Raw genomic sequence first — 14,357 nt, forward strand, 5'->3', positions numbered from 1 at the left:
TCCCCTGCCGGACGGGGGGCGGTTTCCATCACGGGGCTCAGCTCCACCCGTGCACGATCAGCGCGAGCCCCACCGCGAAGCCGCCGCCGAGCAGCACCAGACAGGGCCCGTACAGCCGGCGGTGGCGGCGCAGCAGCAGCCCGAACGCGCCGAAGGCGAGCCCCACCGTCAGCGTCCGCGAGCCCCGCGCCGCCGCCGAGGCGGCCACCCAGTCCGCCGCGGGCACCGAAGCCCGGCCCGCCTCCGCCCCGTACACCTTGAAGGGGATGCCGTTCCACGGCTGGTGGCGGACGGCCGACGCGCCCTCCACCGCCAGCTCCGCGCGGACCTCCGCCCGCATCCGGTCCGTGGTCAGCGGCGCCGGGAGGTGCGCGCCCGCCGCCGCCATGTGCAGCGCGAGCAGCCCGCCCACCAGGCTCCCGGCCAGCGCCCCCAGCGACATCCTCAGGGCCGCGCGCGGCACCGCCACGCAGACCGCGGCGAGCAGCAGCTCCGGCATCAGCGGCCAGCTCAGCGCCTCCGCGAACGCCCAGCAGAAGGCCAGCGGCAGCCCCGCGCGGGACGTGACGACCGAGGCAACCCGCCTGCGCGCCGCGGAGTCCCGCAGCGGTTCGGCGGCCGTACGGTCGTGCAGTCCGCGCACCGCGTCCCGGGCCGAGTCCGGGGTGACCCCGGAGGGCAGCGGCTCACCGATGGTCACCCGGACCAGGGACGAGCGCAGCCGGCCGTGCTTGGGCAGCAGCCGGTCCGTGCCCGCGATGCCCACCGGCACCACCGGCACGCCCGCCGCCTCGGCCAGGACCAGGGCGCCCTTGTGGAAGGAGCCGAGGGTACCGTCCTCGGCGCGGGTGCCCTCCGGGAAGAGCACGACCGCCCGGCCCTCGCGCAGTTCGCCGGTCATCGACAGCAGGTCGGCCGTCCCGCCGCCCGCCCGGCGTACCGGGAAGCCGGCCGCCAGCCTGCGGCAGATCCGGCGCCGCCAGGGGGAGGCGAACCAGTAGTCCGCCGCCGCGCCGATCGCCGGGGCGTGCCGGGCGTCGAGCGCGGCCAGGAGCGCCGCCGTGTCCGCGTGCGAGGTGTGGTTGGCGACGACCACGCACCCGCCGCGCGGCAGCCGGCCGCGCCGCTCGATGCCGCCGGTGAGGCTGAGCACGCCCCACCACAGGCCGCGCCGCAGGGCGGACGCGGCCCGGGAGCGGACCGGGAGGACACCGGGGATGCGTACAAGGGTTCTTCCGGGGAGCGTCACGTCGTCACCATCGCCAGGAGGAGGGCCACCAGCAGGGAGTCGATCCGGTCGAGCAGGCCGCCGAAGCCCGGCAGCCACCTGCCCGCGTCCTTCACCCCGGACTCGCGCTTGACCATCGACTCGACCAGGTCGCCGAGCACGCACCCGCCCACCACGGCCGCCCACAGCGCCGGGCTGAACGCGCCGAGCACCAGCAGCAGCGCGCCGGTGGCGGCGGCCGCGCCCAGCACCCCGGCCCACGTCTTGTTCGGGGAGAGCGGCGACAGCGGCCGGGCGAGCGGACCGCGCCGGCCCAGCGCCGTACCGCCGCACCAGGCGCCGACGTCCCCGAGCGCCACCGCCAGGCCCACCGCGACCGCGGTGTCCCCGAGCGTCACCAGGCCGGTCAGCGCGACCGGGATCCACAGCAGCCCGAAGGCGGTCCGCGCGGTGCGGGTGAAACCCGTGCGGTCGTCCCCGCCCAGCACGGAGGGGAGCGCCGCCGCGACGAGCAGCAGGGCCGCCGCCCGCAGGTCCAGCGCGTGCGGGGCGAGCAGGGCGAGGGCCGGGAGGGCGGCCGACGCCACCGCCAGGACGGCCAGGTCGCCCCGGTGCAGCCCCGCCATCCGGGCGTACTCGCCTGCCGCGACCACGCCGAGACCGGCGGCCAGCGCGTACGTGCCGCCGCCGCCCAGGAAGAACGCGCCCAGGAAGACCGGCGCGACCACGGCCCAGGTCCGCCACCGCTTGCGCAGCTCGGCGCGCATCCGGACCCTCGCGGGCAGCACCGCGACGGCGACCCCGCCCGCACCCAGCACGCCCGCCACCAGCGGCACCGCGCGGGCGGCGGCCTCCTCGGCGATCAGTACGGCGCTCATGCCAGCTCCCGCCGGAGGCCGGCCAGCCGGAGCGCGGCGGTGAGGAGCGAGCCGACGGCGATCACGGCCAGCACCGGGACGGCCCAGCCGCTCGCGGCGGCGACCACGACGAGCAGACAGCGCTCGGTCTTGCCGACCGGGCCCCCGTTGCGCCGGGGCGCCCCGGCGGCGGCCCCGGCCAGCGACACCCAGGAGGGCAGCGTGGCCGCGAGACCGGCCAGCGCGACCAGGCCGAGCGGGGCGAGCGTCAGGAAGCCGGCGAGCACGACCAGGTCGGCGCCCCGGTCGCCCAGCTCGTTGAGGACGGCGCCGCGCCGGGTGGTGCGGCCGGTGTCGCGGGCCAGCGCCCCGTCCAGGTTGGCGAAGGCGAGCCGCGCCGCGAGCAGGACGGCGACCGGCAGGGCGGCGACCGGGGCGGGCAGCCAGGCCAGCGAGGCGGCGGCGCCGGCCGCGGCGGCCACCCCGGCGGCGGTGAGGGTGTCGGGCGACACCTCACGGCGGACCAGCGAGGCGCGGACGCCGGAGAGCCGGTCCGCGTACCAGGGCTTGAGAGCGTAGAGGCCGTTCATGACCGCAACTCTCGTGCGACGCACGTTCTTTCGACACGGCCCGGGTACTCAAGTACGCCTGAGTACGCGCGCGGGCAGGGGGCCCGCCCGAGGGGCCCCGTCTCAGATAGTAGGAAGTCCGAGTAATTGTGGAGACAGACCGGCCCGGCTGTTCTAGCTTTGTAGGAGCCGAACGTCTCGCTAGATCAAGCGACTGGCGGTCGAGAGCGCGCGCCCTGTGCAGGCAACCCCTGCGGTGCCCGTTCCCCGCCCCTTCCGGCGCCTCGAAATCACCGATCTCGACATCACCCCACGCTGTTCGATCTCGAAATCCCCGCGATCTCAAGGAGTCGATCCACCATGGCCGAGACCACCATCCGCCGCCGTGTCCGTCACGCCCACCGTCCGACCGAGTCGGAGCGGCAGGCTGCCGCCGCCGCCCTGCAGCGCGCCCTCGACCGCAGGGACAACGGCGGCTCCACCGGCCACTGACCGGTCCTCCTTCAGCCGGCCGCGCTCAGCCGCGGCTGATCTCGAAGTGGTCGACGCGTTCGCCCGACTCGGCGAGCGCGGTGACCTTCATCCGGGGGTGCCGTCCGGCCTCCACCTCCACCGCGAGGAACGAGAAGCCGGTGTACCGCACCCGCGACCATTCCACGGTCTCGGCGGCCTTCGCGCCGCCCTTGGCCACGTGGTACGTGTGCACGCTCTCCAGGTCCGCGACGTGTCCCTCGTAGCTGTCGGGCACCGGGAAGTCGTACAGCGCCTTGCCCGCGCCTCCCGCCGTGACGTAGACGATGCCGTCCCGGCGGGGGTCGGTGCGCTCGCCGATCGGCACCGGGCGCTCGACGGCGTTGTTCAGGATCGCGTCGGTGCGCTCGTAGACGTGGTTGTGCCCGTTGATGACCAGGTCCACCCGGTGCTTCTCGAACAGCGGCACCCAGGCGTCGCGCACCCCGCCGTCCGAGGCGTGCGCGTTCGTCGTGGAGAAGGCGCAGTGGTGGAAGAAGACCACCAGGAAGTCGATGTCCCGGCGGGCCCGCAGTTCGCCGAGGCGCCGGTCCAGCCAGCGGGTCTGGCGGCCGCCGCTGATGCCGAAGTTGGCGGGGATCTCGTAGCTGACGTCGTTGGCGTCGAGCGCGATCACGCCCACGTTGCCGTGGACGAAGGAGTAGGCACCGGGCTGGTTGACCGGGTCCGGGCCGTTGTCCGGCAGGGTCCAGCGCGCGTTCTGGCCGCCGTAGCCGTCCGGCGAGTACCACGCCTCCATGTCGTGGTTCCCGGTCGTGACCATCCACGGCACGGTCTTGGACACCGTCTCCGTCTGCGCCAGGAACTGGTCCCAGGTGCGCGCGTCGTAGGTGTCGGTGGTCCGCCCGGAGCCCGACGGGTCCGCGTAGCAGATGTCCCCGGCGTGCAGGTGGAAGGCCGGGTTCTGGCCCAGGATCAGCTGGTCGTTGCCGAGCGCGTGGTAACTGACGCCCTGGTCGCCGAAGGCGGTGAAGGTGAAGTTCTCCGCCCGCGCCGGTGCGGTGGTGAAGGTGCCGAGCGTGCCCAGGTTGCGCGCGTCGGCCGGGTCGAAGCCCTCGTGGCCGACGCCGTAGTAGTACGTGGTCCCGGGCTTCAGCCGCTCCAGCGACGCGTGCACGTAGAACTGCTCGGCCGCCGCGATCCTGCCGTTGTCCAGCCGCGGCGTCGTCAGGTGGCGCACCTCGGCGTCGATCTTCCGGCTGAGCGCCCACGGCTTCAGCCCGATGCGGATGTACGGGCGGCGCACCGCGAACGGCACCTGCCAGGAGACCGCCATCTGCGTCTTCGGGTCGGCCCCGTACGCCAGGTGCCGCCCGAACGGGGCGACCAGCGCGCCGTCGACCCGGGTGGTGCTGTGCGAGGTGAGTACGGTGGGGGCCGCGTACGCGGGGGAGGAGGCGAGGCCGATCCCGGCGCCGGCCACGGCCGCGGTCGCCACGCCGGTGCGCAGCGCCCCGCGGCGGGTGAGCCGGGTGCGGAGGTAGTCGTGCTGCTCGGCCATGGTCATGCGGGCGGCGAGCTTCTCGGGGATGCCGAAGCGGGGGAGGTCCATGGGCGACAACCTCCACCGCCCGGCTGACGGCGCCCCGTCGAGTAGGTGAACGGTACACGTACAGCTGCTCATATGTCCGTATGGTGGACGGGACGTGTCATGGGGTGGGACGAGCAGTAGGGTGCCACCATGTCTCGCAGCATCAATCTCGCAGTGATCCCCGGTGACGGTATCGGCCAGGAGGTCGTGGCCCAGGGCCTCAAGGTCCTCAACGCTGTTCTCCCGCAGGATGTGAAGCTGGAGACCAAGGAGTACGACCTTGGGGCCCGGCGCTGGCACCGTACCGGCGAAACCCTCCCCGACGCGGAGCTCGACGCCCTCAAGGGGCACGACGCCATCCTGCTCGGCGCGATCGGCGACCCGTCCGTGCCGTCCGGCGTCCTGGAGCGGGGGCTGCTGCTGAAGCTGCGCTTCGCCTTCGACCACTTCATCAACCTGCGGCCGTCGAAGCTCTTCCCGAACACCGGGACCCCGCTGGCCGGCCGCCCGGACATCGACTTCGTCGTCGTCCGCGAGGGCACCGAGGGTCCGTACACCGGCAACGGCGGCTCGCTGCGCACCGGCACGGAGCACGAGGTCGCCACCGAGGTCAGCCTCAACACCGCCTTCGGTGTCGAGCGGGTCGTCCGGGACGCCTTCGAGCGCGCCGCCGCCCGCCCCCGCAAGAAGCTGACACTGGTCCACAAGAACAACGTCCTGGTGTACGCGGGCCACCTGTGGAAGAACACCTTCGACAAGGTCGCCGCGGAGTACCCGCAGGTCACCACCGACTACCTGCACGTCGACGCCGCGACGATCTTCTTCGTCACGCAGCCGGAGCGCTTCGACGTCATCGTCACCGACAACCTCTTCGGCGACATCCTCACCGACCTCGCCGCGGCCGTCTCCGGCGGCATCGGCCTGGCCGCCTCCGGCAACATCAACCCGACGGGCGCCTTCCCGTCGATGTTCGAGCCGGTCCACGGCTCCGCCCCCGACATCGCGGGGCAGGGCAAGGCCGACCCGACCGCCACGATCCTCTCCGTCGCCCTCCTGCTGCGCCACCTCGGCTACGAGGCCGAGGCCGTGCGCATCGAGGACGCCGTCTCCGCCGACCTCGCGGAGCGCGACGCAACCGCCCGTAGCACCGACGAGATCGGCGACGCCCTCGCGGTACGCGTAGCGGGCTGACCCGACGACTCCCACAGAAGCCGCCGGGTCGCAGACGCACCCGGCGGCTTCACCTGTGCGGCCCCGGGTGTCACCATCGAACCCTGGACCGCAATCACGCCATTTCGTGCACGGCACCCTTCGGGCGATAATCGAACGGGGCCGTGGCTCGCAGCGAAGCTCGGACGTCCTAGCACTTGAAGGCGTGCACGCGGTCCTACACACACATCACGGTGAAGGACACGCACTCATGACGACCACGATCGAGCTCAAGCCCTCCTCGAACCCGCTGTCCGACGCGGAGCGCGAGGCGATCCTGGCCCAGCCCGGATTCGGCCGCTACTTCACCGACCACATGGTGACGATCAAGTGGACCGAAGGCCGCGGCTGGCACGACGCCCAGCTCGTGCCGTACGCGCCGCTGTCGATGGACCCGGCCAACATGACGCTCCACTACGGCCAGGAGATCTTCGAGGGTCTCAAGGCGTACCGCCAGCCCGACGGCTCCGTCGCCACCTTCCGCCCCGAGGCCAACGGCGAGCGCTTCCGCTCCTCCGCCCGCCGCCTCGCCATGCCGGAGCTGCCCGTCGAGACCTTCGTCGCGGCCTGTGACGCGCTCGTCCAGCAGGACGCGGCCTGGGTCCCGGCCCACGGCGGCGAGGAGTCCCTGTACCTGCGCCCCTTCATGATCGCGACCGAGGTCGGCCTCGGCGTGCGGCCGGCCAACGAGTACCTGTTCCTGGTCATCGCCTCGCCGGCCGGCGCCTACTTCCCCGGCGGTGTGAAGCCCGTCTCCATCTGGCTCTCCGAGGACCGGGTGCGCGCCGTTCCCGGCGGCATGGGCGACGCCAAGACCGGCGGCAACTACGCCGCCTCCCTCCTGGCCCAGGCCGAGGCCGCAGCCAGGGGCTGCGACCAGGTCGCCTACCTCGACGCCGTCGAGCACACGTGGGTGGAGGAGCTGGGCGGCATGAACCTCTACTTCGTGTACGGGGACAAGATCGTCACCCCGTCCCTCACCGGCTCCCTGCTCGCCGGCATCACCCGGGACTCGCTCCTCAAGCTGGCCGGTGACCTCGGCTACACCTCCGAGGAGGCCCGCGTCTCCATCGGCCAGTGGCGCGAGGACACCGCCGCCGGCACCCTCACCGAGGTCTTCGCCTGCGGCACCGCCGCCGTCATCACCCCCGTCGGTACGGTGAAGAGCGCGGGCGGCGAGTGGACCCAGGGCGACGGCACGCCCGGCCCGGTCACCCTCAAGCTGCGCGAGCGCCTGCTCGACATCCAGCGCGGCACCGCCGAGGACACCCACGGCTGGATGCACTCCCTGGCGTGAGCACCCCGTACGGAGAGCCCCCGGCGAGACGCCGGGGGCTCTCCGTACGCCCGCATCCTGAGACGGGCGCTTCACGGCGGCGGTCCTGTGCCAGACTGCTTCCGTGTCCTCGTTCGTCATGATTATTGGCAGCAGGCGCGCCGGTCCGCAGTGACCGTTCCGTACCACCACGTACGGCACGGCCACCGTGCCCCAGACCCGCGCGCAGACCTCTCGCACCCGCGAGGGGTTTTTTGTTTTCCGGCCTCCACCTCGGCCGGGAACGCGGCGCACGGGATGATGGGGGCAAGTGGAGCCAGATCGTCCGGATCCACTCATCCGACAGGAGTCAGACCAGCAATGACCACCAAGGCCAAGCCCACCGACGACAGCTTCCATGTCTTCGACACCACGCTGCGCGACGGTTCACAGCGTGAAGGCATCAACCTGACGGTCGCCGACAAACTGACCATCGCCCGGCACCTGGACGAGTTCGGCGTCGGCTTCATCGAGGGCGGCTGGCCCGGCGCCAACCCCCGCGACACCGAGTTCTTCGCCCGTGCGCGCCAGGAGATCGAGTTCAAGAACGCCGAGCTGGTCGCCTTCGGCGCGACCCGCAGGGCGGGCGGCTCGGCAGCGACGGACCCCCAGGTCAAGGCGCTGCTGGAGTCCGGCGCCCCGGTGATCACGCTGGTCGCCAAGTCCCACGACCGCCACGTGGAGCTCGCGCTGCGCACCACGCTGGAGGAGAACCTGGAGATGGTCCGCGACACCGTCGCCCACCTCCGCGAGCAGGGCCGCCGGGTCTTCGTGGACTGCGAGCACTTCTTCGACGGATACCGCGCCAACCCCGAGTACGCCAAGGCCGTCGTGAAGGCCGCCGCCGAGGCCGGCGCCGACGTGGTCATTCTCTGCGACACCAACGGCGGGATGCTCCCGGCCCAGATCCAGGCCGTCGTCTCCACGGTCCTCGCCGACACCGGCGCCCGGCTCGGCATCCACGCCCAGGACGACACGGGCTGCGCCGTCGCCAACACCCTCGCCGCCGTCGACGCGGGCGCCACGCACGTCCAGTGCACCGCCAACGGCTACGGCGAGCGCGTGGGCAACGCCAACCTCTTCCCGGTCGTCGCCGCGCTGGAACTCAAGTACGGCAAGCGGGTCCTCCCCGACGGCGCCCTCGCCGACATGACCCGCGTCTCGCACGCCATCGCCGAGGTGGTCAACCTGACCCCCTCCACGCACCAGCCGTACGTCGGTGTCTCGGCCTTCGCGCACAAGGCCGGGCTGCACGCCTCCGCGATCAAGGTCGACCCGGACCTCTACCAGCACATCGACCCCGCCCTGGTCGGCAACACCATGCGGATGCTGGTCTCCGACATGGCCGGGCGGGCCTCCATCGAGCTGAAGAGCGACGAACTCGGCATCGACCTCGGGGGCGACCGGGAGCTGGTCGCCCGGGTCGTCGCGCGGGTCAAGGAGCGCGAGCTCAAGGGCTACACCTACGAGGCGGCCGACGCCTCCTTCGAGCTCCTGCTGCGCGCCGAGGCCGAGGGCCGGGTGCGGCGCTACTTCCGCACCGAGTCCTGGCGGGCGATCGTCGAGGACCGCCCCGACGGCACCCACGCCAACGAGGCGACCGTGAAGCTGTGGGCCAAGGGTGAGCGGATCGTCGCCACCGCCGAGGGCAACGGGCCGGTCAACGCCCTGGACCGGGCGCTGCGCGTGGCCCTGGAGCGGATCTACCCGCAGCTCGCCAAGCTGGAGCTGACGGACTACAAGGTCCGCATCCTGGAGGGCCGCACCGGCACCGACTCCACCACCCGCGTCCTGATCACCACCGGCGACGGGACCGCCGAGTGGTCGACCGTCGGGGTCGCCGAGAACATCATCTCCGCGTCCTGGCAGGCGCTGGAGGACGCGTACACCTACGGGCTGCTGCGCGCCGGCCTCGAACCGACCGACTGACGCCCGCGGGGCCCGACCCGTACACGCCCGCCCCCGTCCGCCCGCCTCAACCGGCAGGGCGGGCGGGGGCGTTCGCGTGTACGGCCCCGTACGGGGACTGAGTGAACGGGATTCCGGGTGTCCGCGTCAAGAGTTCTTCGCGTTCAGGAATTGAACGAAAGGACCGTGTTCTTCTCGTTATCAGATGGGTACGGACCAATCTCGACGTGAAGTATTGACGGCCGTGTTCCAGCGGGGTTAACTCACGCCACCAACGCCGGTACCGGTTCCGGAACCGGTTGCGGCACCGGTTCCATCGTCGGCCGTTGCGGCCGTTCTCTCTGTCCCGTTGTGTCCTGGAGGCCCCCGATGCGAGTCACCATCGCTGATGTCGCCCGCGAGGCCGGCGTCAGCAAGACGACCGTGTCCCGGGTCATCAACACCAAGGGCGAGGTGGACGGTTCGACGGCGGCGCGCGTTCGCGAAGTGATCGCACAGCTCGGTTATGTGCCCAGCTCGGGCGCCGTCGGCCTGGCCCGCGGCAGCAGCCGTACGGTCGGCATGCTGGTGCCCTCGCTGACCTGGCCCTGGATGGGCGAGCTGCTCCAGGGCGTGGTCGACACCGTCGAGGCCGCCGACTACGGGCTGCTGCTGTTCACCTGCAACCGCGGGGCCGAGTCCGTGGAGCGCTTCACCAGCCAGGTGTCGGCGCGGGCCTTCGACGGCCTGGTGGTGGTGGAACCCGAGAACACCCTGGACCACCTCACGGAACTGCACCGCGACGGCCTGCCGATCGTGCTCATCGACGACCGCGGCCACCACCCCGAATTTCCCTCCGTCGTGACCACCAACCACGAAGGAGGCGCGTCGGCCGCCCGCCATCTGCGGGACGCCGGTCGCACCAGGCCCGTCGTGATCACCGGCCCCCAGCACTTCGGCTGCGTACGCGACCGGACGGCCGGGTTCGTCTCGGTCCTCCCCACGGACCTCGTCGTCCTGGGGGACTTCACCGAACGCTCCGGCCGGCTCGCCGTGGAGGAACTCCTCGCCTCGGGCACGGAGTTCGACTCGGTCTTCGCGCACAACGACATCACCGCGGCCGGCGTGCTGCGGGCGTTGCGCGCCGCGGGGAAGAGCGTGCCCGGTGACATCGCGGTCGTCGGCTTCGACGACATCCCGATGTCCGAGCACACCGAACCGCCCCTGACCACCGTGCGCCAGCCCACCCGGCAGATGGGTGAGACGGCCGCACGGATGCTCCTCTCCCACCTGGGCGGCACGCTCGCGCCGGACACCCCGGTCGTGCTCCCCACCGAATTGGTCGTGCGCCACTCGGCGCCCTAGCGGACAAGGGCACCCCCAGGCCCACTCCCGCACCCGCACCGCCTGTACAGCAAGCCCGTACCCAGGCGCGCCCAGCGCTGCCCGTTTCCGGAATCCACAGACCCGCCAGTCCCTCCTGGAGTCGTTATGTCCGCACGCCGTCACACGCTGAGAGCGGCCGCGCTCGCCACCGCGGTGGTCGCACTCGCCGCAGGCTGTTCCTCGGCCAACTCGAACCACAACAAGAACGGCGGCGGTGCCGCTACGGGCGTCCTGAACATCGGCAAGCCGGACGGGCCGCAGACGAACAACAGCAACCCGTTCCTCAACACCTCGGCCGGCGCCACCCTCGGCTACCGCTGGATGATCTACGAGCCGCTGGCGATGGTGAGCCAGATCCGGCCCGCCGACAAGCCCGACCCGTGGCTGGCGACCGACTGGAAGTGGGACCTCAACTTCACGAAGGTCACCCTCACCATCGACGAGCGCGCCAAGTGGGCCGACGGCAAGCCGCTGACCGCCGACGACGTGGCGTACACCTTCAGCCTGCTGAAGAAGCACCCGGCCCTCAACGCCGACGGCATCCAGTGGGGCGGGATCGAGGTCAAGGACAAGAAGGTCATCCTGACCTTCAACGCCTCGCAGTACGTCAACCAGAACAAGATCCTCCAGCAGTACATCGTGCCCAAGCACATCTGGGAGAAGGTCGACAACCCGGAGACCTGGCCGAACCGGAACCCCGTCGGCTCGGGCCCGTACAAGCTGAAGACCTTCACGCCGCAGACCACCACGCTGACCGCGACGCCGACCTACTGGAAGGGGTCGACCAAGGTCAAGGAGCTGCGTTACAGCACGTACAACGACAACAACGCGGCGACCACCGCGCTGGCCAGCGGCAAGCTGGAGTGGTCGTTCGTCTTCATGCCGGACTTCAAGAAGCTGTTCATCGACAAGGACCCGAAGAACCACAAGCTGTGGTTCCCCTCCGGCCTCGGCATCCACGGCCTCTGGTTCAACACCACCCGCAAGCCGTTCGACGACCCGGCGCTCCGCAAGGCCATGGCGATGGTCATCGACCGCAAGGCCATCTACACCCAGGCCGAGGCGACGCTCTACCCGGAGATCACCAACCCCACCGGCATCCCGCTGCCCGCCGGTGAGTCCTTCGTCGCCCCGGACTACAAGAAGGCCACCACCACGCCGGACGTCGAGGGCGCCAAGAAGGTCCTGGAGAAGGCCGGCTTCACGCTCAGCGGCGGTGTCCTCAAGGACCCGAGCGGCAAGCCGGTGAAGCTCACCCTGACCGACCCGGCCGGCTGGAACGACTACATCACCGGTCTGTCGATCATCAAGGACAACATCAAGAAGATCGGCATCGACGCCAAGGTCAAGACGCAGACCGCGGACGCCTGGGGCGCGAACGTCGCCAACGGCAACTTCGACGCCACCCTGCACTGGACCAACAGCGGCGCGACGCCGTACGACATGTACCAGAACATCATGGACGGCGCTCTGCTCCAGCCCGTCGGCAAGCCGTCCCAGTCCGGCAACTTCGGCCGCTTCAAGAGCACCGAGGCGACCGAGGCGCTGAAGGACTTCGCCCAGGCCACCACGGACACCGCCCGCAACGAGGCGATGAACACGCTCCAGAAGATCATGGTCGAGCAGGTCCCGATGATCCCGACCGCGGCCGCGCCCATCGGGGCGGAGTACTCCACGAAGAACTGGGTGGGCTGGCCCACCGAGGACAACCCCTACGCGGACCCGCAGCACACCCAGCGCACCTCGCTGGAAGTCGTGCTGAATCTCAAGCCCGCCAAGTAGTACGCAGGGATCAGGTACCGGCCATGTCTGAACAGCCAGAGAACAACCACATCGTGCTCGAAGCACGCGGAGTCACCAAGCACTTCGCCGTGCGGCGCAACGCCCGCGACCTCCTCGCGCGCACACGCCGTACCGTCCACGCCGTGGACGACGTCTCGCTGCGACTGCGGCGCGGCACCGTCACGGCACTGGTGGGGGAGTCGGGCTCCGGGAAGTCCACCGTCGCCAGACTGCTCGCCCAGCTGTATCCGCTCACCTCGGGCGAGATCCACCTGGGCGGACAGCCGGTGAAGGCCGGACGTGGCCGGTCCTTCCGCAGTTACGTACGCCGGGTCCAGCTCATCTTCCAGGACCCGTTCGCCTCGCTGAACCCCGTGCACACCGTGCGCTACCACCTGACCCGGTCGCTGAAGATCCACGGCCGGGCGGGCAGCGGCGAGGCGGAACTGGAACAGAACCTGACCGCTCTGCTGAACCGCGTCCAGCTGACTCCTCCTCATCAGTACCTGGACAAGTTCCCGCACGAGCTGTCGGGCGGTCAGCGCCAGCGCGTGGCCATCGCCCGCGCGCTCGGCGCCGACCCCCAGGTCCTCCTGGCCGACGAGCCGGTCTCGATGCTGGACGTGTCCATCCGGCTCGGGGTGCTCAACCTGCTCAAGGACCTCAAGGACCGGCTCCACCTCGCGATCCTCTACATCACCCACGACATCGCGTCCGCCCGCTACTTCGCGGACACCACCCTGGTGATGTACGCGGGCCGCATCGTCGAGGGCGGTGACAGCGAGACCGTCACCCAGCGCCCCGCACACCCCTACACCCAGCTGCTCATCGCCTCCGCCCCGCACCCCGACCGGGCGGGCGACGAGGACGAGCCGGAGGACGCCGGTACCGGCGAGCCCCCGTCGCTCATCGCCCCGCCCGCCGGCTGCCGCTTCCACCCCCGCTGCCCCAAGGCGATGGAGCGCTGCCGCACCGAGCTGCCGCCCCGGTTCGACCTGGCCGACGGCCAGTGGGCCGCCTGCTGGCTCTACGAGGGCACCGGCACCCGCACCGACGACCACGAGAAGGAGGCTGCGAAGTGAAGTTCCTGCTCCAACGGCTCGCCTTCTACCTGGTCACGGCCTGGGCCGCGATCACTATCAACTTCCTCATCCCGCGCCTGATGCCCGGTGACCCGGTCCAGGCGCTCATCGCCCGCTTCCAGGGCCAGCTCGACACCAGCGCCATCGACTCGCTGAAGGCCCTCTTCGGCCTCGACAAGAAGCAGTCGATCTGGGAGCAGTACACCGACTACTGGGCGCACCTGTTCCACGGCGACCTCGGCCTGTCGTTCACCTTCTTCCCGACCCCGGTCAGCGAGGTCATCGCGCAGTCGCTGCCCTGGACGCTGGCGCTCGTCGGCATCACCACGCTGATCAGCTTCCTGCTCGGCACCGGCATCGGGGTCTTCACGGGCTGGCGGCGCGGCTCCTGGATGGACAGCCTGCTGCCCGTCACCACGTTCATCTCGTCCATCCCGTACTTCTGGCTCGGGCTCATCGCGATCTCGCTGTTCGCCGTGAAGTGGCCGCTCTTCCCGGCCGACGGCGGCTACGACAACTCGCTGGTGCCCGCCTTCGACTGGCCGTTCATCTCCAGCGCGCTCTACCACGGGGTGCTGCCCGGCTTCACGATCGTCCTCAGCGCGGTCGCCGGCTGGATCCTCGGCATGCGGAACATGATGGTGACGGTGTCCAGCGAGGACTACGTCATGGTCGCCCAGGCCAAGGGCCTCTCGGAGCGCCGGGTGATGTTCGGTTACGCGGCACGCAACGCGATCCTGCCCAACATCTCCGGGTTCGCCCTCTCGCTCGGCTTCATCGTCGGCGGCACGCTCCTGGTGGAGATGGTCTTCTCCTACCCGGGCATCGGCTACCAGCTCTTCCAGGGCGTGGGCGCCAAGGACTACCCCCTCATGCAGGGCATCTTCCTCATCATCACGCTCTCCGTCCTCGCGGCGAACCTCATCGCCGACATCCTCTACATGCTCCTCGACCCCCGTACCCGAAGGGAGGCGTAGGAC

12 protein-coding genes are annotated in these 14,357 nt (G+C 71.0%); 8 read left to right on the forward strand and 4 right to left on the reverse strand.

Annotated elements, in window-relative coordinates:
• Positions 1 to 37: 37 nt before the first annotated feature.
• Genes ABZ565_RS03355 through ABZ565_RS03365 form a run of 3 tightly spaced genes read right to left on the reverse strand, consistent with a single transcriptional unit; the run spans position 38 to position 2,675 of the window.
• Positions 38 to 1,249 (reverse strand): lysophospholipid acyltransferase family protein, encoded by a 1,212-nt coding sequence (locus ABZ565_RS03355; protein WP_361019945.1) that lies wholly within the window; start codon positions 1,247 to 1,249, stop codon positions 38 to 40.
• A complete protein-coding gene (locus ABZ565_RS03360) occupies positions 1,246 to 2,106 on the reverse strand; it encodes a phosphatidate cytidylyltransferase (protein ID WP_361019947.1) in 861 nt (286 codons plus the stop codon). The genes ABZ565_RS03355 and ABZ565_RS03360 overlap by 4 nt, the downstream gene beginning before the upstream one ends.
• Entirely contained in the window at positions 2,103 to 2,675 is a 573-nt protein-coding gene (locus tag ABZ565_RS03365) for a phosphatidate cytidylyltransferase (RefSeq protein ID WP_361019949.1), read from the reverse strand. Before ABZ565_RS03365 ends, ABZ565_RS03360 begins: the two co-directional genes overlap by 4 nt.
• 339 nt (positions 2,676 to 3,014) lie before the next feature.
• Between ABZ565_RS03365 and ABZ565_RS03370 the strand changes: the two genes are divergently transcribed.
• On the forward strand, positions 3,015 to 3,146 hold the full coding sequence (locus ABZ565_RS03370) for a hypothetical protein (protein WP_361019951.1): 132 nt from the start codon (positions 3,015 to 3,017) through the stop codon (positions 3,144 to 3,146).
• 25 nt (positions 3,147 to 3,171) lie between these two features.
• On the opposite strand, the gene ABZ565_RS03375 is transcribed toward ABZ565_RS03370, so the two are convergent.
• Positions 3,172 to 4,737 carry a metallophosphoesterase family protein gene (locus tag ABZ565_RS03375; protein ID WP_361019953.1) on the reverse strand — a complete coding sequence of 522 codons (1,566 nt, stop codon included), beginning with the start codon at positions 4,735 to 4,737 and terminating at the stop codon, positions 3,172 to 3,174.
• A 129-nt stretch (positions 4,738 to 4,866) separates the two neighbouring features.
• Here ABZ565_RS03375 and ABZ565_RS03380 point away from each other — a divergent pair, with 129 nt between their 5' ends.
• From ABZ565_RS03380 to ABZ565_RS03410, 7 genes are all read left to right on the forward strand, one after another.
• A complete protein-coding gene (locus tag ABZ565_RS03380) occupies positions 4,867 to 5,907 on the forward strand; it encodes a 3-isopropylmalate dehydrogenase (RefSeq protein ID WP_361019955.1) in 1,041 nt (346 codons plus the stop codon).
• 229 nt (positions 5,908 to 6,136) lie between these two features.
• Entirely contained in the window at positions 6,137 to 7,222 is a 1,086-nt protein-coding gene (locus ABZ565_RS03385) for a branched-chain amino acid aminotransferase (RefSeq protein ID WP_361019956.1), read from the forward strand.
• 339 nt (positions 7,223 to 7,561) lie between these two features.
• Positions 7,562 to 9,169, forward strand: a complete 1,608-nt coding sequence (gene cimA / locus ABZ565_RS03390) for a citramalate synthase (protein WP_361019957.1) — start codon at positions 7,562 to 7,564, stop codon at positions 9,167 to 9,169.
• Positions 9,170 to 9,517: 348 nt separating this feature from the next.
• Positions 9,518 to 10,492: a LacI family DNA-binding transcriptional regulator gene (locus ABZ565_RS03395; protein ID WP_361019959.1), complete on the forward strand. Its 975-nt coding sequence runs from the start codon at positions 9,518 to 9,520 to the stop codon at positions 10,490 to 10,492.
• Positions 10,493 to 10,618: 126 nt separating this feature from the next.
• Entirely contained in the window at positions 10,619 to 12,295 is a 1,677-nt protein-coding gene (locus tag ABZ565_RS03400; RefSeq protein WP_361019961.1) for an ABC transporter substrate-binding protein, read from the forward strand.
• Between the two features lie 23 nt (positions 12,296 to 12,318).
• A complete protein-coding gene (locus ABZ565_RS03405) occupies positions 12,319 to 13,377 on the forward strand; it encodes an ABC transporter ATP-binding protein (RefSeq protein WP_361019963.1) in 1,059 nt (352 codons plus the stop codon).
• Positions 13,374 to 14,354: an ABC transporter permease gene (locus tag ABZ565_RS03410; protein ID WP_361019965.1), complete on the forward strand. Its 981-nt coding sequence runs from the start codon at positions 13,374 to 13,376 to the stop codon at positions 14,352 to 14,354. The genes ABZ565_RS03405 and ABZ565_RS03410 overlap by 4 nt, the downstream gene beginning before the upstream one ends.
• Positions 14,355 to 14,357: the final 3 nt, after the last annotated feature.

The organism is Streptomyces sp. NPDC016469 (genome assembly GCF_040632905.1).
Taxonomy (GTDB): Bacteria; Actinomycetota; Actinomycetes; order Streptomycetales; family Streptomycetaceae; genus Streptomyces.

Coding starts and splice junctions, on each gene's coding strand:
- ABZ565_RS03360 (WP_361019947.1), bottom strand. CDS start 2,106: ATGAGCGCCGTACTGATCGCCGAGGAGGCCGCCGCCCGCGCGGTGCCG.
- ABZ565_RS03365 (WP_361019949.1), bottom strand. CDS start 2,675: ATGAACGGCCTCTACGCTCTCAAGCCCTGGTACGCGGACCGGCTCTCC.
- ABZ565_RS03370 (WP_361019951.1), top strand. CDS start 3,015: ATGGCCGAGACCACCATCCGCCGCCGTGTCCGTCACGCCCACCGTCCG.
- ABZ565_RS03375 (WP_361019953.1), bottom strand. CDS start 4,737: ATGGACCTCCCCCGCTTCGGCATCCCCGAGAAGCTCGCCGCCCGCATG.
- ABZ565_RS03380 (WP_361019955.1), top strand. CDS start 4,867: ATGTCTCGCAGCATCAATCTCGCAGTGATCCCCGGTGACGGTATCGGC.
- ABZ565_RS03385 (WP_361019956.1), top strand. CDS start 6,137: ATGACGACCACGATCGAGCTCAAGCCCTCCTCGAACCCGCTGTCCGAC.
- cimA (WP_361019957.1), top strand. CDS start 7,562: ATGACCACCAAGGCCAAGCCCACCGACGACAGCTTCCATGTCTTCGAC.
- ABZ565_RS03395 (WP_361019959.1), top strand. CDS start 9,518: ATGCGAGTCACCATCGCTGATGTCGCCCGCGAGGCCGGCGTCAGCAAG.
- ABZ565_RS03400 (WP_361019961.1), top strand. CDS start 10,619: ATGTCCGCACGCCGTCACACGCTGAGAGCGGCCGCGCTCGCCACCGCG.
- ABZ565_RS03405 (WP_361019963.1), top strand. CDS start 12,319: ATGTCTGAACAGCCAGAGAACAACCACATCGTGCTCGAAGCACGCGGA.